The following is a 20563-nucleotide window of genomic DNA, read 5'->3' on the forward strand; positions in this document are numbered from 1 at the left end:
TTATGGAGCAATTAATTATACTAAATTCAATTATCATAAATCTTCTAGCAATGAATAATATATAATCCGATTGAAGAGTTGTTCCTATCGACTATAGGAAGCAATCTCTACGCACCCCTGAGATTGTTTCCTTCCACACTGTTACCGTCGCAATGACTTGAGTATAGTAATTATTCGGATTCCATATAATGGATAATTAAAGATAGTTTTAGTTATCCATTATCTATGTTTAAATTAATATAAATTTTCAGGTAGGGGGAACAGCTTTTGTAGTAAGATTTAATTATGGCTAAATAAGGCAATGGCTGACGGCTGAATGCTTATAAAATGAGGTGACTAAATGGGTCTTTTTGAGCAAGGAACAACAACAATAAAAGCTAGGGATATTAAATTAGAACCTGCTGAAGCTTTTGCAGCGATCGCTTTAATTGCTGTAGCTGCTGATGACGTTATTACTGAGAGTGAAAAACAAGGTATTAATAATATGTTATCTTGCATGAAACTGTTTAGTAATTATTCAGAAGAACGTAAGAGAGAAATGTTAGATCGTCTCTTAGAGATAATTAAGAATAAGGCAATTAAGCCTTTGTTTGATGCGGCAGTTGCTAAAATTCCTCAAGAGTTAAACGAGACTGTTTTTGCTGTTAGTACAGATTTGGTTTTAATAGATGGAGAACTTGCTGAAGAGGAAGAACAACTTTTGAATGAGTTGTATAATGCTTTGGAAATTTCCGAAGCAGTAGCTACTAAGATTATTGATGTAATGATGATTAAAAATAAGGGGTAATTTCAGTTATCAGTTATCAGTTATCAGTTATCAGTAAATACAATTTCTTCGGAATGCTGCACAAACAGTTAAGAATTTTTTGAAAATAAATAAGGAAGAATAAAAGTAGAATTGTATTGAATTATCGGTATTTATGACTGAAACTGGTAAGTTGAAATATTAGTTCAAATTTCTCTAGCGAGCATCTTGCTCGCTACCTAACTTAAGACTAGATTCCCTACCTAATTAAAATTAAATTCCCTATATTTTTGTGAGTATTCAGCTATTAGCAATCAGCAATTAGTAATTATTTATTACTTCTAAGCTTTGGGAAGGAAACCTCGACATTAACTTTTGATTAGTTCTAAATTTTCAGGGTTGTTTTACCTTCTCTGCAATTAATAGCTAATAGCTGAAAGCTGAATGCTTACATATTTTTTATCCTTAAAATTAGCTTTTTTTCTATTTATTTCTATCAATGTCTTTTTACTATACAAGAATAGTTCATTTTCAAGATACTGATGCTGCGGGTGTGGTTTATTTTGCTAATGTTTTAGCATTTTGCCATGAAGCTTATGAAGCATCTTTGGTAAAATTTGGTATTAATTTAAAGGTTTTTTTTAGCAGTCAAGAAGTTGCTATTCCTATTATTCATGCTGATGTTTATTTTCGTTGTCCGATGTTTTGTGGGGATGAGTTAATTATTGAGTTAATGCCTAAAAGTTGGGGAGATGATGAGTTTGAAATTTTTTATCAAGTCTTTTTAAATGAGGTGGAAGAAAAGTGGGTTGCGAGAGCTAATACGAAGCACGTTTGTATTCATCCTCGAAGTAGGAGTAGGCAAAATTTATCTGATGAAATGAGGCGATGGTTATTGAGTTTTGAAAGTTCCTAGTTTTGGGGATTTTAAGGAGGTGGAAATGATAGAGATGTTGATTTTTTTGATTGAGTAAATCTTTTTGGGGTACTATTTACAATATTTTTATTGCTACAAAGTTAGCGATCGCTCTGAAGACTATATTTCTCTTGGTTGAATAAAAAGTCATGTGTATAGACGAGTAGACCCTTACAAGTAAATCATATCATCATTTTTGGGAAAATGCAAGGGTAAACCCCTCTATTTTTTTGGAGCTTCACAAAATGCAAAACTTATCTACTAAGTTAGATACTAAATGGTTTCTGTGGTTGGTTTAGTTACAGTATTTGACAAGAAATACCTGAGTTTTCAGGGTTGATAATAGAGGAGTTATAGATTTATTGATTATTTAAAAGTTGTTGATAATCTTCTCTTTGCCGAATATCATCTAATGGTGATTCTGGTTGTGGAGGTTCATCATAACAAAACTCTAATTTAACAAGTACATCTGAAGCATTTTTGAGCGTAAGATTAATTATTGCTTTACCTGTTTCCCACTCAGAATTACCTAATTTTAGAATCTTACATTCTATACCTTCAGGTGTAAAAATTAACAGTATATCTCTAAGATTAAGTGCTACAGATTTATCAACTATTTTAATAATATTCCTACCTAATAGTCCAAATATACTAAGACTATTTATGTTTTGGTTAAAATTCTGATTTACCTGACGCAATAAAGGGCGTTCATAAAAGGAACTTCTAACTTTTTCTACTACCAACTATTTAAAGCATTCAACAGTAAAAGTATCCTTCTGAATCATCAAAATATCAGTATCACATTCTAGAGGTTGATATGTATTAGTCATAATATATAATCCAACTTTTATCTAGCTAATAATAACACAAAACTTTGACAAATGAAAAATTTATTGATGTAAAACATTAGGCAGATAGGTGAGGATATTGATAAATTATCAACCTTAGTTATAAATGACTTTTAACCCAAGTTTCACACATCAACTTGTAAAATTAAAGATAGTATTAAAATTGGTGGCTTGTTAAATATTTATACTATATGATTCATTTTCATTAAGTTAGAAAAATTATAGCTGTAAGCTAACAAATTGCTATAAGCTATTAAACATTTAAACCACATACAGCAGATGCTATTTTGGTGAAGTACACCGACGCGAGCCGGAAAGCTCGCACTGAGAGAATTTAATGATTAAATCTGTATTTATTATACTTAGAATTTGCTGTATTTATTGTCTACGAATGCTATACCTTATTTCTAATAACCCTACTCTTTACTCTCTATAATAAATAAAATGTCAAACAATACTTATGCCATAATTGGTAGTGGCGCACTAGGAGGTTTTTACGGTGCAAAACTACAAAAAGCAGGATTAGAAGTTCATTTTTTACTACACAATGATTATCAGTACGTTCTGGAAAATGGCTTTATTATAAAATCAAAAGATGGCGACTTTAATCTCCCTCAAGTTAACGCCTATAACAATATTAATAAAATGCCAAAATGTGATGTGATTATCATCGGATTAAAAACTACACAAAATCATTTATTAGCAGAATTAATCCCACCTTTATTAAAAGAAAATACTGTTGTTTTACTCTTACAAAATGGCTTAGGTGCAGAACCAGAAATTGCTAAAATTGTAGGAGAAGATAGAATAATTGGAGGAATATGTCGCATTTGTTCTAATAAAGAAAGTTCTGGTTATATTCATCATTCAAATGGTGGTTTAATTAGAATGGGAAGATATGCTATAAATTATCAAATTGCTGAAATTAATAATAAAATGCGTGACATTAATCAGAATTTTGAAAAGGCTGGAGTTTCGGTTAATTTGATTGAAGATTTACTACTAGAAAGATGGAAAAAATTAGTTTGGAATATTCCCTATAATAGTTTGTCAGTAATTTTAAATGCTCGAACTGACGAAATTATGGGAGATACTAATACGAGAAATTTAGTAGCAGAAATAATGGAGGAAGTTTTAGAGGGGGCAAAAAGTTGTCAGCGTCAAATTCCAGATAGTTATATTCAAGAAAAGTTAGACTATACTGATAAATTACAACCTTATTCAACTAGCATGAAAATTGACTATGAACGAGGAAGACCTTTGGAAATAGAAGGTATTATTGGCAACCCTTTACGAATGGCAAATAAAGTTGGTATGAAGTTACCAAAAATTGGGATGTTGTATCAGCAATTAAAATTTTTGGATGCTAGAAACATAGATAAATTTTCCAGTAAAAGGAAAATTACATGATGGATATATTTCCACCTTTTCTGATTTAATAAAGATGATAAGGAACTACAAAAAATTAATTACACATTCTGTTAATTCTCTGTTATTCTTTACCTCTTACCTCTTACCTGTTCCCTGTTCCCTGTTCCCTTTCTCAAATAGGAAATTAATTTTGCACGACTATTTAGTTAATAGTTGATGGCTATTTGCTTACATAAACTTTTCGATAAAATTTACATAATTATGTCTAAAGATATTGCCAAAATTCAACATCAGACTCTACCTTCTAGTGTAGAAGTGTTTGCTAAAAACTGGCAGATATACCAGAAAATTCTCAAACATAATCACATGAGACATAAAGAAATGTATGATGTCTTAGATCAATTTATTCTCAATTATCCAGTTAAACCATTTTCTTTTTTAGACCTCGGTTGTGGAGATTTATCAACTATAACACCTTGTCTTATTTATAGTAATGTTAATAGTTATATTGGTGTTGATTTATCACCACAAGCATTAGAAATTGCTCAAAAAAATATTGCTGATATTCCTGGCGAAAAAAGATTAATTACAGGCAATATTAAAGATATAGTTAAAGAATTAGTGTCTACTAAAAACTCAAAATTTGACATTGTTTTTTCTTCCTATACTATTCATCATTTAAGCACATTAGATAAGCAAAATCTCATTAATGATATTTGGCAAATACTGAATCCTAATTCTTGTTTTATTTTTATTGATGTTTTAGAGAGGAAGGAGAAAGTCGCGATAACTATTTAGCAAAATATTGGCAAAATTTTAATAAAAATTGGTTTAGTTTGACTAAAGATGAAATAGATATGGTAATTACACATATGAATAATTACGATTTTCCTGAAACAGAAAGTACAATTATTAATCAAGCTAAAAGTGCTGGTTTTAGTAAATTTGAGTTTATTTATCGAGACCAAAAACATCCTGGATATTTATTAGTTTGTTATAAATAATTGAAGAAGGAAGAAGCAAGAAGCAAGAAGCAAGAAGCAAGAAGCAAGAAGCAAGAAGCAAGTAGCAAGAAGCAAGAAGCAAGAAGCAAGAAGGAAAGTAGATAAGTCATAATAACTCAGCTATTAGCTGTCAGCTTTTAGTAGTAAAGTTTAACTCTAACATTATTAAAGGTGAGATTTAGATAAAAGGCAATAGCTGATAGTCTATCCCTGAATGCTGACCCTAATCTTTTATTCTTTGAATAGCAATTTCTTTTAACAACTGCCGATTAATTTTTCCTTGAGTATTACGAGGTAAACTTTCGATTCTCACCCAATATTTCGGTTGTTTAAATTTACTCAACTTTCCATCAATAGCAACTAACAATTTTTCCCTAGAAACTGCAAAATTATTACTAACATAAATAGCAGTTACAACTTCACCCCAATACTTATCTTTTAAACCAATTACACAAATATCATTCACTAAACCAGTTCTTAAAATAGCAGCTTCTATTTCTGCTGGAAAAACATTTTCTCCACCAGTAATAATTTTTTGACTGTTACGACCTACTATTTTTAAATAATTTTGATTGTCAAAAAATCCTAAATCATCTGTTGTGAAACTTTCAGAATTATTAAAAGTATTAGGATAATACCCTAACGCCAAAGAATTAGCTTTAATAATAATATTACCAATTTGATTCTGACCTAATATTTCTCTACTTTCACTTTGAACGATAATTTTAGCGTGAGGTAATACTTGACCGTTACTATTATTTCCTGCTAAAAAATCTTCTGGTTTCAGAGTCGCAACTTGAGAAGCTGTCTCTGTCATTCCATAAGTTGGAGCTAATTTAATTTGATATTTTCTAGCTACATTAAATAATTCTTCCCAAGCAGCAGCACCACCTAAAAGCACTGTTTGAAAATTTGATAACCAGTTAGCTATTTCTGCATTTTGTAACAAATTTTTTAACTGAGTTGGTACTAGGGAAATGAAAAATTCACTAGGGTTAATATTCCATTCTTTTTTGTCAAAAATATCTTTATAGGATGGCAAAATTACTAAATTTCCTCCAGTGGTAAAGGAACGCATAAATTGCATTAAACCACTGACATGATATAGGGGTAAAACACAAAAGGAATTAATTTTTTGTACTTGGAAATATTCTTGGAAACCTTTGACGGATGATATTAAAGTTTCCCATGTATGAATAGCAAATTTAATTTTTCCAGATGAACCACCAGTAGGAATCATAATTAAATTTTGCTCACTAGAAAGAGTTTTTTTACAGGGGTTATGTTTAGGAAAATTAGGTGTTTTTTCTAAATTTTCTCCGGGAAATTTCTGGTTAAGGATATTTCCGAAAATTATGTCTGGTTGTACTAATTTTAAAACTTGTTCCCATTCCTGTTTTTGCCATTTTGGATTACATAAAAATACTTGACAACCAGCAGTAACAGCAGCAATAAAACTGGTAAGAAATTCTTTTGGTTTTGGTTCTGATATTAATACTTTGCTTGGAGTTTCTGGATTTACTATTTTGATTAAATCAGTAAATTTTTTCTCGGCAAGATAATAAAATTCACTATTAAGAAAGAAGTTGTTATCTCTGTTGAGTTGGTATTGTTTTAGGTAGTTAAAAATTTGATTCATAAATTAGCCCTGAAAAAGGTTGATTGGCAAACTTTACAGAAAAAGGAAAATATTTCACCTTCTACAAATATATAGATAAAGTTCGACTTCTCTCCAGAAATGTCAAAGTCGAAATTTATCCTTTTGCCTCAACTTTCTGCCAAACTAGAAAAAGGTTGATTGGCAAAATTCATTATTCATTATCTATTAATAAATAGGTTTCCTGTTCTTCATCAAAAAAGTGAGTGACTCCAAAACCAAAAGCATGATTTTTTATTAAAAATGTTTGTAACTCTGTGGCAAGTTTAAGTGCTGCTTGTCTACCAATATTTGTTTCAAATACTGAAGAAAAAACTGCATCAATAGAATTATTTTTGCAAAAGTTACGGAGTTCCTTTCGCGAACCAAAAATGGCAGGTTTAATCACAAATATTCCTTGCCAACTCTGTTGATAATATTGTTCCATCTTCCTGAGATTAGCAACAGATTCATCTAAAGCAATAAGAGTAGAATAGGAATTACTTAATTCCAACATTTCTGAAAATTTATCAATAGATAAAGGTTGTTCAATAAATTCAATTATGTTGAGATTTTCGCAAATTTCTAACCATTGCTTTGCTTCCTCAAAATTTAATCCTCCATTAGCATCTAATCTCAGATTTATTTCCGTAGGAAGTTCTTTAACTAACTGCTGAAATATTTCTATTTCTGTTTCAATTTTATCCACTGCAATTTTCCATTTAAAAGTTCGATATCCTTGTTGCCAAAGTTGCTGAAAAATTTCTAGAGCTGCTTTTCCTCCTGGTAATAAAGCACTGTAAAAATTAGTGTTTTTTAATTCTTCTTTTTCCTCTATTTCTACTTGTTGAATATTTTCCCAAGCTGACTCAAAACCAAATTGACAACTAGGTAAATTATCGGGAATAGAAAAAATTGTTTCTGTTATAATTTCTGTTGGTAACTGACGACAAAAATCTAAAGCTGCCGATAAATTTTCCGAACCAAACCAACTTAAAGGTGCAATTTCACCTAAACCTATTTTTCCATTTTGATCGGTTAGTTTCAGAATAATTCCTTCTCTAATATTCCAAATACCATGACTGGTTTTCAGAGGTTGTTTGAAGTTTCGTTTATAGAGAGAAAATTCTAATTTATATTGCATGATTTTTTGAGAATATTTTATTTAAAAATTTTACCTCTTTGACCTCTTCGATTAATAGTTATACCATTTTTATATAAACTTTCCCTTCATAAAAGATCATAACTGTCACTAGAATATAAGTTTGCATAAGGATTATTAAATACATTGTTAAAGGCAAATAGTATCAGGTGATATTTATTAGGTAAGACACAGAAAGAAGTAAAGAAAAAATACTTTAATATTATTTCAACTAATATGATTTAGATAATACTAAAATTTATAAATTATGGAAGTATATAGAGTAGCTATTGAGATTACAAAACTACTAAAAAAAAATCCTTAAGTGAACTGTATTTATCTATAGACTCATCTATTTTATATCCTAGATAACTAAAGCTTACTTACTTCTTCCTTAATTCTTCTTCCTTCCTTATTCCCAAAAAATTATGATACTTTCAACCCATTCTCTAGGATTTTCCCAGTGGATATTATGACCAGATTCAGGAATTATTTTTACTTGAGCAACCCGACATAATTTTGCCATTTCAGTATTAATAACTTGAAATTTATCATCATATTCTCCCACTATTAATAATGTCGGAATCTGATGATTTGATAATTTATTCCAAAGTGAAGGTTGATTTCCTATTCCTAAACTTCGGAGAGACTTTGCTAACTCTAATTGATTATTTTCCAACCGCTTTTTGATGACATTTTCAAAATTATTATCCTGTCTCAAAGATGCAAATAATGGTTGACTATACCAGTTCCATAAAAATTCTTCAAAATTACTATTTTCCAACTTATTAGCTAATTTAAAATCTGCCTGATAACGAAGTGATCGCTCTTTTTTAGTCTTTAATCCTGGAGATGCTGATTCTAATATTATTTTTTCAAACCGAGTTGGATAATTTATTGCTAAATATAATGCTAATCTTCCACCCATTGAATAGCCAAATAAATAACATTTTTCAATCTTTAAATCATCTAATAAATCAATCAATGCTGTGGCAGTATTCGGCATATTATAATATTCTTCACTGCCAAAAATTTTGGTTTTTCCATGCCCAGGTAAGTCAACTCTTAAACAGCAAAATTTTTCAGATAACTCAGGAATAATTTCTCTAAAATCATTAGTATTACCCATAAATCCATGTAGTAATAAAATAACCTGTTTATTATTTTTTCCAGTTAAATAGTAATTAAATTTATAAACTTTTCCATCAAACATGAATCAATAATACTGAGCAAAGTAAATAGATGATTAATAATTAATAATTAATCGAATCTCGGTTTTAAACCTATCCTTTTATATTGAAAATTGATAATTAGACATAGTTTTCATTATCCACTATTCATTATTCGTTATTAATTAATAATATTTCCGTACTTGATTCAATCAAGTACGGTTTTAACCAGAGGTAATTAATAATTAATAATTAGAGATAGTTTCCATTATTCATTATTCATTATTCATTATTCATTATCCATTATTTATTCTGCTTTAACAAACTTCAGCGCAGCAGAATTTAAGCAATAACGTAACCCTGTTGGAGGGGGACCATCAGGAAAAACATGACCAAGATGAGCATCACAATTATTGCAAAGAATTTCTGTTCTGCGCATAAATAAACTCCAGTCAGTTTCTTCTTTAATATTTTCTGGATTAATAGGTGCCCAATAACTCGGCCAACCTGTGCCAGAATCAAATTTTTCTTCTGAACTGAATAGGTCACTACCACAACAAATACATTTATATATTCCTTTTTCTTTGTTGTTGTAATATTCTCCTGTAAACGGTCTTTCAGTTCCTTTTTTTCTAGTTACATTAAACTGTTCTGGTGTGAGTTGTTCCTTCCACTCTTTTTCACTTTTTTGAACTTTATTAACCATATCTTCAATGTTCCTTTTGACAAATTGTTATATTTAGCAGTACAACGTTTTTTAAGACTATATATTGTTGTACTTTACAAATCATAACATATTTTTGCAGAAAGAAGGAAGAGGGAAGAAGGAAAAAGGAAGAAGAAATAAGGAAGCAGATGAGTCTGTAGTAATCCTATTTTATTCGTGTACAAAATTCAAAAGCTTTTAGGGAAGACTTAAATGGTAGTAGTTTAAGTTTTTATTGACTTTTTAATTTCTTACAACCTATTTAGGATTGCTATATCATTTTTAAATTACTGAAATACACAAATTTTGGTTAATTAAATATTATAAAACTACTGATATTTAGATAACTTCTGCTATGAGCAAATAAATTTATTTCTTGGGGTAATTTATCATTTAAAATTTCAGTAATTAACCATAATAAACTAGCTACCTTTAGTCATCTAAAGATGACTTATGCTATTAGTCAAGAAATTTATTTCTTGGCGTAGAACCTAAATCTACTTTATTGTAAATTTTGGCAAATATTTTCAGATTTACAGAACAAATCCTAAGCCCAATAATAATCCACTAAAAAAATGCAAATAAACAGCAATAAACTTACAATTACTAACTTTTTCTGGTTGGTCATGATAATTACTAACATGACTACATAAATGAATAGCAAAAGGCAAACTACCAAAACTTAATAAACTCCAAATAGGGAAAAATCCTAAACTTATACAGATAGAAATTAATACAAAAACCATTCCACAAAACCAATTTAATACTTGAGAACCTGCCTTAGTTCCTATTCTCACAATAGGCGATCGCTTTCCTGCTGCTAAGTCATCTTCTACCTGATGAAAATGAGAACAAAAGAGAATAATAGTAGTAGTAATTCCGATAATTATTGATGCTATTAAACTGTTAATTGACCAAGCCTTAGTTTGACTATAATAAGCAGCAGAAATTGCCAACGGACCAAAAGCAAAAAAACAGAGAATTTCTCCTAAACCTTGATATCCTAATCTAAAGGGAGGACCTTGATAAGTATATCCTAAAAAACAACAGAGTAATATTAACCCAATTACAGTTAAATCTTGTAGCCACCAACTAATCATTGCAATTCCCAAAATACCTAAAAATAAACATAAATTACCTAGCCAAAAAATTAAGGTTTTATTATTAGTTAAGTTTACCAATGAATGATGTTTATTTTTATCAATTCCTGTTTCCGAGTCAAACACATCATTGCTAATATTCTCCCAAGCCAAAATTAAAATTGCTGATGTTATAAACGTTAAAAAAATCGACCAATTAATTGCGTTTTTTGCCGAGATAGCTATTGCTGTTCCTACCCATATTGGCATAATTGCTACACTATACATAGGTGGTTTAATTGCAGCTAGCCATAACTTTTTATCAGATTTATTTGCTATTTGAACTGTCATTTCAGTTATCATTTATCAGTTATCATTTATCATTTATCAGTTATCAGTACCTCTAGCTAAAGCCAAAAGCTGAAATATAAAATTTCTTTTTTTATATCCTTGAAAGAGGAGGTATGAGATATTAGTCTTTCAAAAGCTGAATCCGGGGACATTCTGTAGGAAATCCAAGCTAGCTAAATACTTATCCTCAAAACAATGATAAATATTATCCAGAAATATTTTTTACTGACAATAATTTTTAATCTCTTACCACTTTAATTTACCAATTAGAGCAAAAGCTTAACAAAAAATAATTTAATTTATCTTTCCTTTACATTATACTTGCCTAAATAATCCCCTATCCCCTATCCTCACAAAAGAGGGTTCAATAATTAACAATTAACAATTAATAATTAATAATTAGTTCAAAGGAACTTGTTTCTTCTCCCCGAAAGGAGAGACTTTAAAGCTTAATTTTGCGGTAAAAAAAAGTCTAATATTAATTAATGCTAGGGGATAAATTTTAGCACTATCAGGAATTGGACAGCCCCACCAATCACTATCTCTGATTCAGTGAAAATTTGCTATTCTTATTTTCATGCCTGTAATACCAACTTCTATTAATCTGTTTCAAACCTGCCAAGAGCTGCATCAATTTCTGTTTAATTGTCAACAGACATTAACAGACAAGATGCAGACAAAAATAATAAGTATTTCTCTGGAAATATTACCCGTAGATCCCCTAGCAGTATTGCAAGAAATTTGTCAACCAAATCAACTACATTTTTACTTAGAAAAACAAGTAATTGAAGAAAAAAATTCTCAGAAAAAGAGCTTGGCGATCGCTGCTATTAATTCTGCTAAACATTTAACCATTAAAAGTGGAAATCGTTTTGCCCAAGCTCAATCTTTTATTCAATCGTGTTTAAACAATATAACTTCTCTAGGAGCGACACATTTACCTTATGCAGGACCCCACTTTTTTTGTAATTTTACCTTCTTTGAAAAACATACTCAAGCAAATATAAACAACTTTCACCAAAACGGTAATTATCAACAAAAATCATCTGTAAATCCTCACTTTCCTTCAGCAACAATATTTCTACCAAAGTGGCAAATAACTCATATAAATAATCACAATATACTTGTCATCAATATAGTTATCAACACCTCTATTAACATTGAAAATCTTTCGCAGAAAATTTGGAATAAATACCAGCAAATAACCCAGATAAAAAATACTGATTTATCAACTTTAACAAAGCCTTATAAAAAACTTAGGAAAATTAACGTTAATCATTTACAAGAATTTAAAAAATCCGTCGCTTCAGCTCTAGACTTAATTAATTCAAATTCTTTAAGAAAAATTGTTTTAGCCCATGCTATAGATATTTATTCTCAAACGAATTTTAACCTAATCAAATCCTTAAATAACTTGCGATTAATTTATCCAGACTGCTATGTAATTTCTATCAGTAATGGCAAAGGTCAGAACTTTATATGTGCAAGCCCAGAACGCTTAATTAATATTAATAATAATCAATTAATTACAGATGCCTTAGCAGGTTCTGCACCCAGAGGTAAAAACCCAAGTGAAGATGCAAAATTAGCCAATAATTTATTATCTAGCGAAAAAGATTTACGAGAACATCAATTTGTCATAGATTTTATTATTAAACGTCTTCAAAATTTAGGATTAAAACCTAATTATTCATCTCAACCCCATCTACTACAATTGTCAAATATTCAACATTTATGGACTCCAATAACAGCAGAAATTTCCCAAAATATTCATCTATTAGAAATATTAGCAGAACTTCATCCCACACCAGCAGTAGCAGGATTTCCTAGAGATATTGCTCAAGAAAAAATACAGAATTTTGAAACCTTTGATCGATCGCTTTATGCAGCACCTATTGGTTGGATAGATCGTCAAGGAAATGGGGAATTTGCTGTAGGTATTAGGTCAGCTTTAATTAATGGAGACCATGCTAGACTTTATGCTGGTGCAGGTATAGTTATTGGTTCTAAACCAGATAAAGAATTAGCAGAAGTTCAACTAAAACTTCAGACATTATTGAAGGCTTTAGTATAAGCTTGATTAAAAATAGTATTCACTCTTTTTTCCCAGTTAAGTGTTCTCTCTCAACGTAGGAAATTTATTTGACACAACTACTTAACTTTGTAATAATGTCCAAAAATAGCCATCAGGAGAAACAAAAGAAAAGCTTTTTTCTTCAAATTCATTAACTATTATTTCTGTAACTTCTGTTGCTTCACTATTACTAACTTTTTGATGATATAAGTCAATATTAGTAACTTTTAGGGTATACAAAGACGTTCCTAAACAACCAGGACGAGAATAAGACTGTTTATTCTCTAAATTTCCTTCTAAACGTAAAACTTCCAAGTTACCTGAGTGAATTTGATTTTTTTCTTTTAAGTCATAACCAGGAGCAATAAAATAATAGTTAAACATTCTTTCATCAAGATTCTCTTTTTTCACTTCAAGTATGTTGCGAGAAGCCATATTATATCCACTTTCAATATTGTTAACAACCCGAACTAATCCCAAGACTCGATCATAAAAATCTAAGCTTTTATGTTCACAATCAACAATTAGTCCAACATGAACAAATTCTGAACTTTTAAAATGAGAATCTAGATTAACAATACCAGAATTAGGTCGATAATAATCATAACGTTGAAAGATAACTTGTCGAGTTAATGGTTGAATCAGAACCATTTCATAAACACAGGGGTTAGCTTGATAAAATGGCTGAAAATTTTCGGGACGATTAATTAAATTTCGCTGTGGAGGAACATAATATATTGGAAGTCCTATAGCTTGAGCATCTTCAGCATGATTAGCAACATTAAATACATCTAAAGATAAAGATGTTCCCCAACGACTACCAACTACTTTTAAAGGATTTAATCCTAATCCTTCATTTACAAATTTATCCCAAATCATTATACGGATTAAACTTCTATCTGTGACTTGGTTTTGAAGACGTAAAGAATGTAAATTTGAGTCAACTCCATACAATTTTTTAGCTGTTTCTGCATCAAGGTTTCCAGATAGATTAACTGTATAGCCAAACTTTTCCCAATAGTTAATTAAATTGCTTTTTTCTGCTGCTGTAATACCGATAACAATTTCGTACAATCCGCTAATAGATGAATTAGTCATAAACTAAAACCCCTCAAAGAATATATAATAAATTTGCTGTTTATTTATGTAGTAGTTCCCAAATTAAAATCAAAAAAAATAGCGATTATTTGGAAAATTTCATTGTTATAAGTAGCAATTATTCACAAACAAATTTGCTACACCATTAAAATAAGTCCTAAAGATTAATTGAGTGGAACAACTTAATGATACTATATTTCTGTGCTGTATAAATTTTTGTCAAAAATCATATAAAAAAAGCTTTGAGATAGCCAAAAATTAGTATTTGATATTTATTAATATAGTATTGTTTATTTATGTCTGATTATTTTACATATTGCCATTAAATATTCAAAATTTAACAATGTCAATTGATTTTAGAAATATTAATACAGTATGGGCATCCATTTTAGTAGAAACACTACAACATTTAGGATTAACCATAGCAATCATTAGTCCTGGTTCTCGTTCTACACCTCTAACATTTGCCTTCGCTACCCATCCCAAAATAGAAACTATTCCTATTCTTGATGAACGTTCAGCAGCATTTTTTGCTCTAGGAATAGCCAGAAAAAATCATCAACCTGTGGTTATAGTCTGCACATCTGGTACTGCCCCAGCTAACTTTTATCCAGCTATAATAGAAGCCAGAGAAAGTCGTATCCCACTATTAGTTTTAACTGCAGATAGACCCCCAGAATTAAAAAATTGTCATGCTGGTCAAACCATAGATCAAGTAAAATTATATGGTAATTATCCTAACTGGCAAATTGAACTAAGTTTACCTTCAATACAACTAAAAAGACTAGAATATTTAAGACAAACAGTTATTTATGGTTGGGAAAAAACTACTTTTCCTACACCAGGAGTCGTACATTTTAATATCCCTTTTCGAGACCCTTTACCACCCATCCCTCAACCAGAAGCTACTGCCTTAGAATCAAAATTTCCCCAAAACTTTTTTGCTAATATACAGCCAACTTTCAGAACAGAATTTATCCCAAATTCTGACTTAATAGAAATATTAAAAAATCAAATTAAATCTGATTCAGGAATCATCATTGCAGGTTTAGCACAACCAGAAAAACCTCAAAAATATTGTCAAGCGATCGCTCAAATTTCCCAAACTTTAAACTTTCCTATTTTAGCGGAAGGTTTATCACCTTTAAGAAATTATTCTCAGTTAAATCCTTATTTAATTAGCACTTACGATTTAATTTTAAGGAATCAAAAATTAGCAGAAAAACTCATTCCTAAAATAGTCTTTCAAATTGGAGAATTACCGATAAGTAAACAACTCAGAAGTTGGCTAGAAACAACTAATTCCCAAAGATTAATAATAGACAAAAGCGACCATAATTTCGATCCACTTCATGGCAAAACAACTCACTTACGAATCTCAGTAGAACAACTAGCAAAAACTTTAATTAGTCAATCTTTCCCAAATAAATTTGATAAAAATTACTTAGATTTGTGGTGTAACGCTGAAGCAAAAGTCAGAGAAAATATCGACAAAAAAATGATAGCAATAAATCAGATATTAGAACCAAAAATAGCTTGGTTAATATCTCAGACATTACCAAAAAACACACCAATATTTATTGCTAATAGTATGCCAGTTAGAGACGTAGAATTTTTCTGGGTTCCAAATAACTCTCAAATTCAACCATTTTTCAATCGAGGAGCAAACGGAATAGACGGTACTTTATCAACAGCTTTAGGTATAGCTCATACTAATAAAAGTAGTGTTATGTTAACAGGAGATTTAGCACTTTTACATGACACTAATGGTTTTTTACTAAGGAATAAATTAGTCGGTCATTTAACCATTATTTTGATTAATAATCAAGGAGGTGGAATTTTTGAAATGTTACCTATTGCTAAATTTGAACCACCTTTTACAGAATTTTTTGCTACTCCTCAAGATATTAATTTTGCCGATCTATGTAAAACTTATGGTGTAGAATATCAAAACATTTATTCCTGGCAGAAATTAGAACAACTTTTAAATCCTTTACCAAGTAGTGGAATCAGAGTTCTAGAATTACAAACAAACCGCCAACTTGATGCTAAATGGCGGTTAGATAACTTAGATAAATTTGCAGCGGATTTTTTCTAAAAGAAAGAATTCAATAATTAAATAATTAATTATTGGGGTTGGCTGAATTATTTATCAAAGCATTTAAACATAAAGGTTTGAAAAGTTTTAGGTGCTGATTTTTCACCGAACCGTAAAAGTACCATTTTTTGGGTTTATGGAGCAGAAAAATTGAGTATTTTAGATTAATAATGACAGAACAACTAATCCGTAATCATTAACAACCACTTCTTCTAGAAATCCTCTAAAACCTAACTCTTAACTACTCCCTACTCCCTACTTCCTACCTTAACAAAAATAATTTTTCAGGAGATGAGGTAATAGGGTGATAGAGAGTAATTTTTTTTACCCAACTCTTGCCCAAAATGCAATCCTTTTTGAGTATGAATAGCTCAAACAAGGGGACCTTTTTACACCCTAAAAAAGCTAAAACTTTTACAGACAAAAGTTTTTATATTTAATCAGCAAGCTGTAATTATTAATCCCAAAGTTTATGAAGTAGCTTGACTTAATAAAGAATCTAATTCACCCTTGCTATCCAAAGTATAAATATCATCACAGCCGCCAATATGTTGATTATTAATAAAAATCTGTGGCACAGTACGACCTCCATTAGCACGTTCAGCCATACTATTTCTAGCACTTTCATTGCCATCTATTTTGTATTCCGTGTACTTAACACCTTTCCACCAAAGCAAAAGTTTTGCTCTAATACAATAGGGACAAGTTTGCCAAGTGTAAATTTCGACCTTTGCCTTGACAAGTTCTGCATGACGACCCAGAATAGGGTTGAGAAAATCAAACATTTTTAGTAATTAATTAGAGTAAAAATAAGTAAGTTTAAAAATTTAGAACCATCAACAGTAAATTAATCCGACTTGATGTTCTATTTATTAATTTACACTAATACTGCAAAATTAATTTAGGACTACTTAACTATCTATATCTTGTAGGTTTAGCTCTCATTTTCATTTGTGTTTGCATTTTTTTTCTAATATATAACTCTCTCGAAATATTAGAAAAATAATGAGCAGTAAATACTACATTTACTATAAAAAAAGCTAAGACAAAAACTAGAACAAAAAAACCTGCTAAAGTAAATTTATAGAAGAAAGTAAAAAATAAAAATATAATCGAAAGAAAACCTGCTCCAGAAGCAGAAGAACTAACAACTAGCCAGCGTAAATTAGACATAGTTAAGTTAATATATATTTTTCTTAATTTAAGAAACTAAATAAAAATTATTTAACCACATATATCAATCCTATTTCAGTTTTCACCAAAGGTAATTAATAATTAATAATGGATAATTGATAACTAGAGATAAACAGGTAAACAAAACAAATCACACATTGAGCGAAGCTGAAATCCTGATTTTGTAAACATCGCGCTTTGTGAATAATTCTATATAGATGCTTAGTGTTCATTATCCATTGTTCATTATCCATTATCCATTAAAGAAAGAAGTTATACTTTTAATCTCACACAGCCAAATAGAAGTGGGACTTGACCAGGAAAAAGCTAAATATGTATCAAAGCTATAAACTCTTGCTGAAAGAGCAAAATTCACATAAAACAAAACTTACATTTTGTCAAGTTGTTTACGCAAATCCTCAAGTTCAGCATCAACCTCCGATTTTTCTGCTGAACCTTGATGAGAAGCAGGTAATTGACTCTGATTTACTGAACCCCCTGCCAACTTTGCCTTCATCGCTGCCAACTCATCATCCACATCACTACTAGCTTCCAACTTGCGGAAATCCTCTTCCAAACCACCATCACCTGCTAACTCTGCTGTAGCTTGAGAACGAGCCTCCATTTGCAAAACCTTTTCTTCCATCCGGTCAAAAGCTGCCATTGCTCCGCTAGTATTTAAAGAACCCATTGTATTATTAAGTTGCTCCTGAGTTCTAGCAGCCGTCATTCTGGCCTTCAACATATCCTTCTTAGCCTTAGCCTCAGAAATCTTACCTTCTAAAGCTGTCAGATTCTTTTTCAGGGTTTCCACCTGAGATGTTTGACTGTCCAAAGATACTTTTACAGTGCTTGCCGTCTCAGAATAAGTCTTCTTACGTTGCAGAGCTTCCTTGGCCAGATTTTCATCTCCCTTTTGCAAAGCTAACTGTGCCCGAGAGTACCATTGATTAGCTTGAGATTCAGCTTGATTGTACTGTTGTTGGCTGCGTTTCTGAGTCGCAATAGCACTAGCAACTGCCTGACGCAACTGGACTAAATCTTCCTGCATATCAAGAATAGACTGTTCCAGAACCTTCTCAGGATCTTCAGCCTTATTTACCATATCATTAACATTAGCTCTAACAAGACGACTAATTCGATCAAATAATCCCATAATTTTATCTTTCCTTTTGATTGACCACTTGTTTAAGTTTGCTCCCAGCTTGCAATGACAGATATTAGCTACTCTGGGCCAAGCTTTTGATTAGTTGATTAGAGATAATTTCCCCTACAATTATAATATCCATTTTCAGCGGTTCTTTGTCCCTAAAGCATTAGACAAAGTGCTTTATAAAACTGATACAAAGCCTCACATATCGTGACAAATTGATTGATGTGTAGGGACGTTGCATAAGTCCCTACCTACAGAGTCAAGAGGAATAGGGAGTTGCATAGAAGACTCGAAAAAATTATCCCTGGCTCGACTCTTACTCAAATACCAACTTGATTTTTCGGGAACCGTGCTTTATAAGGCAAAAATCTGGTACTTTTTTAGACTAAAAATGCTACAATCTTTGTCTGTCAATCTTTTTAGATTTGATCAGTAAGCCATATTGAAGTGTGTAGTGCTATACATCTAAAGGACTACCTGAATGCTCAAAATTAAAGATATTAGCGAACAAGGACTTTTAAAAAGACTACACCGTTTTTGTCCAGATAATATTATTGGCGATGATGGGGCTATTTTGCCAACTCAACCCCATAAATCATTAGTAGTAACAACCGATACCCTTGTCGATGGAATACATTTTAGCGATCGCACAACCTCCCCCGAAGATGTAGGTTGGCGTAGTGGTGCTGCGAACCTATCCGATCTGGCCGCTATGGGGGCATTTCCCATTGGGATTACAATAGCTCTTGGTTTAACTGGCGATACACCCGTTACTTGGGTTGAACAACTTTATCAAGGAATCTATGACTGCTTAAAACCATACAATACTCCTATCGTCGGCGGAGATATTGTGCGATCGCCTGTCCTTACCATCTCAATTACTGCTTTCGGACAAGTTGAACCTTCTTATACTATACTTCGTTCCAATTGTCAACCCCAAAATTCAATTGTAGTTACTGGAGTTCATGGAGCATCAAAGGCTGGATTAGAACTATTGCTTAACCCAGAATTAGGTGAATCTCTCACAGAAGCAGAACGTTCTAGTCTAATTTTAGCTCACCAACGTCCCCAACCAAGGCTTGACATTTTAACAATTTTATGGCAATGCTTATCTTTAGATAGTGTTAATGGTGTAGAGGATAGGAAAAATCCTATTTTAGTAGGAGGAATGGATAGTAGTGATGGTCTCGCAGATGCAATTATTCAAATGTGTCGAGCATCTCAGGTAGGAGCCAGAATTGAACGAAATCAAATTCCCATTCCCTATTCTTTAACTAAACTTGTCTCATCTGAACAAGCATTACACTGGGCACTATATGGAGGAGAAGACTTCGAGCTAGTTTTATGTCTACCAACAGCTTATGGCCAAAAATTAGTTGAAAAAATTGGAGTCGATGCAGCTATAGTGGGTACAACTACTAATGAGAGTGAAATTTTATTAATAGATAGCCTAGGAATATACCCAAACCAGCAACTTACACTCAGTCAAGGATTTCAACATTTTTAATTTTCTAGGGAGTAGGGAGTAAACTCACCCCTAGTCCCTCCTGGGAGGGGAACAAGTCAAGAGGAATCTTGAGTTGTAGAGGACGTACACGGTTCCCGATAAATCGGAAAAATTATCTTTTGACTTGGATTTCCCTCTCTTACCAAGATAATCACTTTTTTCGCCTTACCAAGCTCAAATCTGGTACTTTTTCACAACCTAGGACGTGTCATCAATTAAATAAGTTAACAAAAAGGCTGTGGTCTGTTCTGTAAAAATGGCGATCGCCCTAGAGAGTAGGTTCAGATACAGCGAGCGCACACCTGAAATTATCCGGTCAGTAGGGGTGGGTTTCTCAGTTAAATGAACGATTTTCAAAAGTCGAGTTAGATCAACCCGCCCCCAATGATGTAATGCAAAGTTTTAGCTTTGTCAGTCCACTACTTTTTTTGATCGAGCTGATAACGTCTAATTGATGACATACCCTCAAAAGTCTAAAACCTTTATCTGTAAAA

At 31.4% G+C, this 20563-nt stretch carries 18 protein-coding genes; 8 read left to right on the forward strand and 10 right to left on the reverse strand.

Annotation, left to right across the window (positions count from 1 at the left end):
- Positions 1-340 precede the first annotated feature (340 nt).
- Together VKJ25_RS20530 and VKJ25_RS20535 are read left to right on the forward strand one after the other, a co-directional pair.
- Positions 341-787 carry a tellurite resistance TerB family protein gene (locus tag VKJ25_RS20530; protein ID WP_324238504.1) on the forward strand — a complete coding sequence of 149 codons (447 nt, stop codon included), beginning with the start codon at positions 341-343 and terminating at the stop codon, positions 785-787.
- A gap of 457 nt (positions 788-1244) precedes the next feature.
- Positions 1245-1661 (forward strand): acyl-CoA thioesterase, encoded by a 417-nt coding sequence (locus VKJ25_RS20535; RefSeq protein WP_324238505.1) that lies wholly within the window; start codon positions 1245-1247, stop codon positions 1659-1661.
- A gap of 359 nt (positions 1662-2020) precedes the next feature.
- Here the strand turns inward: VKJ25_RS20535 and VKJ25_RS20540 are convergent, their stop codons facing one another.
- Entirely contained in the window at positions 2021-2404 is a 384-nt protein-coding gene (locus VKJ25_RS20540; RefSeq protein WP_324238506.1) for a KGK domain-containing protein, read from the reverse strand.
- A 549-nt stretch (positions 2405-2953) separates the two neighbouring features.
- Here VKJ25_RS20540 and VKJ25_RS20545 point away from each other — a divergent pair.
- The 3 genes from VKJ25_RS20545 (at position 2954) to VKJ25_RS20555 (ending at position 4884) form a co-directional block, all read left to right on the forward strand.
- Positions 2954-3919, forward strand: a complete 966-nt coding sequence (locus VKJ25_RS20545) for a putative 2-dehydropantoate 2-reductase (RefSeq protein WP_324238507.1) — start codon at positions 2954-2956, stop codon at positions 3917-3919.
- 222 nt (positions 3920-4141) lie between these two features.
- Entirely contained in the window at positions 4142-4678 is a 537-nt protein-coding gene (locus VKJ25_RS20550) for a class I SAM-dependent methyltransferase (protein WP_324238508.1), read from the forward strand.
- 59 nt (positions 4679-4737) lie between these two features.
- Positions 4738-4884 (forward strand): hypothetical protein, encoded by a 147-nt coding sequence (locus VKJ25_RS20555; RefSeq protein ID WP_324238509.1) that lies wholly within the window; start codon positions 4738-4740, stop codon positions 4882-4884.
- Positions 4885-5107: 223 nt separating this feature from the next.
- Here VKJ25_RS20555 and VKJ25_RS20560 read toward each other — a convergent pair whose 3' ends face one another.
- The 5 genes from VKJ25_RS20560 to menA form a co-directional block, all read right to left on the reverse strand.
- Positions 5108-6523, reverse strand: coding sequence for a 2-succinylbenzoate--CoA ligase (locus VKJ25_RS20560; protein ID WP_324238510.1), 1416 nt, complete (start codon positions 6521-6523; stop codon positions 5108-5110).
- A gap of 172 nt (positions 6524-6695) precedes the next feature.
- Positions 6696-7664 carry an o-succinylbenzoate synthase gene (locus VKJ25_RS20565; protein ID WP_324238511.1) on the reverse strand — a complete coding sequence of 323 codons (969 nt, stop codon included), beginning with the start codon at positions 7662-7664 and terminating at the stop codon, positions 6696-6698.
- A gap of 409 nt (positions 7665-8073) precedes the next feature.
- On the reverse strand, positions 8074-8874 hold the full coding sequence (menH, locus tag VKJ25_RS20570; RefSeq protein ID WP_324238512.1) for a 2-succinyl-6-hydroxy-2,4-cyclohexadiene-1-carboxylate synthase: 801 nt from the start codon (positions 8872-8874) through the stop codon (positions 8074-8076).
- Positions 8875-9137: 263 nt separating this feature from the next.
- On the reverse strand, positions 9138-9536 hold the full coding sequence (gene msrB, locus VKJ25_RS20575) for a peptide-methionine (R)-S-oxide reductase MsrB (RefSeq protein WP_324238513.1): 399 nt from the start codon (positions 9534-9536) through the stop codon (positions 9138-9140).
- A gap of 533 nt (positions 9537-10069) precedes the next feature.
- Complete coding sequence (gene menA / locus VKJ25_RS20580; protein ID WP_324238514.1) at positions 10070-10966, reverse strand: 2-carboxy-1,4-naphthoquinone phytyltransferase; 897 nt, start codon at positions 10964-10966, stop codon at positions 10070-10072.
- Positions 10967-11543: 577 nt separating this feature from the next.
- Here menA and VKJ25_RS20585 point away from each other — a divergent pair.
- Entirely contained in the window at positions 11544-13040 is a 1497-nt protein-coding gene (locus VKJ25_RS20585) for an isochorismate synthase (RefSeq protein WP_324238515.1), read from the forward strand.
- Between the two features lie 81 nt (positions 13041-13121).
- On the opposite strand, the gene VKJ25_RS20590 is transcribed toward VKJ25_RS20585, so the two are convergent.
- On the reverse strand, positions 13122-14138 hold the full coding sequence (locus VKJ25_RS20590; RefSeq protein WP_324238516.1) for a VOC family protein: 1017 nt from the start codon (positions 14136-14138) through the stop codon (positions 13122-13124).
- A 343-nt stretch (positions 14139-14481) separates the two neighbouring features.
- Between VKJ25_RS20590 and menD the strand changes: the two genes are divergently transcribed.
- The gene (gene menD / locus VKJ25_RS20595; RefSeq protein WP_324238517.1) at positions 14482-16236 is read left to right on the forward strand and encodes a 2-succinyl-5-enolpyruvyl-6-hydroxy-3-cyclohexene-1-carboxylic-acid synthase; all 1755 of its coding nucleotides are present in this window, start codon (positions 14482-14484) and stop codon (positions 16234-16236) included.
- Positions 16237-16706: 470 nt separating this feature from the next.
- Here the strand turns inward: menD and grxC are convergent, their stop codons facing one another.
- The 3 genes from grxC to VKJ25_RS20610 form a co-directional block, all read right to left on the reverse strand.
- Complete coding sequence (grxC, locus tag VKJ25_RS20600) at positions 16707-17021, reverse strand: glutaredoxin 3 (RefSeq protein WP_324238518.1); 315 nt, start codon at positions 17019-17021, stop codon at positions 16707-16709.
- 130 nt (positions 17022-17151) lie between these two features.
- Entirely contained in the window at positions 17152-17409 is a 258-nt protein-coding gene (locus tag VKJ25_RS20605; RefSeq protein WP_324238519.1) for a hypothetical protein, read from the reverse strand.
- Between the two features lie 388 nt (positions 17410-17797).
- Positions 17798-18565 (reverse strand): PspA/IM30 family protein, encoded by a 768-nt coding sequence (locus VKJ25_RS20610; RefSeq protein ID WP_324238520.1) that lies wholly within the window; start codon positions 18563-18565, stop codon positions 17798-17800.
- Positions 18566-19043: 478 nt separating this feature from the next.
- Here VKJ25_RS20610 and thiL point away from each other — a divergent pair, with 478 nt between their 5' ends.
- Positions 19044-20069 (forward strand): thiamine-phosphate kinase, encoded by a 1026-nt coding sequence (thiL, locus tag VKJ25_RS20615; protein ID WP_324238521.1) that lies wholly within the window; start codon positions 19044-19046, stop codon positions 20067-20069.
- Positions 20070-20563: the final 494 nt, after the last annotated feature.

The organism is Okeania sp., from assembly GCF_035285525.1.
Classification (GTDB): Bacteria; Cyanobacteriota; Cyanobacteriia; order Cyanobacteriales; family Microcoleaceae; genus Trichodesmium.

Excerpts from the sequence above, each read along its gene's own strand:
- VKJ25_RS20530 (WP_324238504.1), top strand. The coding sequence starts at position 341 with ATGGGTCTTTTTGAGCAAGGAACAACAACAATAAAAGCTAGGGATATT.
- VKJ25_RS20535 (WP_324238505.1), top strand. The coding sequence starts at position 1,245 with ATGTCTTTTTACTATACAAGAATAGTTCATTTTCAAGATACTGATGCT.
- VKJ25_RS20545 (WP_324238507.1), top strand. The coding sequence starts at position 2,954 with ATGTCAAACAATACTTATGCCATAATTGGTAGTGGCGCACTAGGAGGT.
- VKJ25_RS20550 (WP_324238508.1), top strand. The coding sequence starts at position 4,142 with ATGTCTAAAGATATTGCCAAAATTCAACATCAGACTCTACCTTCTAGT.
- VKJ25_RS20555 (WP_324238509.1), top strand. The coding sequence starts at position 4,738 with ATGGTAATTACACATATGAATAATTACGATTTTCCTGAAACAGAAAGT.
- VKJ25_RS20560 (WP_324238510.1), bottom strand. The coding sequence starts at position 6,523 with ATGAATCAAATTTTTAACTACCTAAAACAATACCAACTCAACAGAGAT.
- VKJ25_RS20565 (WP_324238511.1), bottom strand. The coding sequence starts at position 7,664 with ATGCAATATAAATTAGAATTTTCTCTCTATAAACGAAACTTCAAACAA.
- menH (WP_324238512.1), bottom strand. The coding sequence starts at position 8,874 with ATGTTTGATGGAAAAGTTTATAAATTTAATTACTATTTAACTGGAAAA.
- msrB (WP_324238513.1), bottom strand. The coding sequence starts at position 9,536 with ATGGTTAATAAAGTTCAAAAAAGTGAAAAAGAGTGGAAGGAACAACTC.
- menA (WP_324238514.1), bottom strand. The coding sequence starts at position 10,966 with ATGACAGTTCAAATAGCAAATAAATCTGATAAAAAGTTATGGCTAGCT.
- VKJ25_RS20585 (WP_324238515.1), top strand. The coding sequence starts at position 11,544 with ATGCCTGTAATACCAACTTCTATTAATCTGTTTCAAACCTGCCAAGAG.
- VKJ25_RS20590 (WP_324238516.1), bottom strand. The coding sequence starts at position 14,138 with ATGACTAATTCATCTATTAGCGGATTGTACGAAATTGTTATCGGTATT.
- menD (WP_324238517.1), top strand. The coding sequence starts at position 14,482 with ATGTCAATTGATTTTAGAAATATTAATACAGTATGGGCATCCATTTTA.
- grxC (WP_324238518.1), bottom strand. The coding sequence starts at position 17,021 with ATGTTTGATTTTCTCAACCCTATTCTGGGTCGTCATGCAGAACTTGTC.
- VKJ25_RS20605 (WP_324238519.1), bottom strand. The coding sequence starts at position 17,409 with ATGTCTAATTTACGCTGGCTAGTTGTTAGTTCTTCTGCTTCTGGAGCA.
- VKJ25_RS20610 (WP_324238520.1), bottom strand. The coding sequence starts at position 18,565 with ATGGGATTATTTGATCGAATTAGTCGTCTTGTTAGAGCTAATGTTAAT.
- thiL (WP_324238521.1), top strand. The coding sequence starts at position 19,044 with ATGCTCAAAATTAAAGATATTAGCGAACAAGGACTTTTAAAAAGACTA.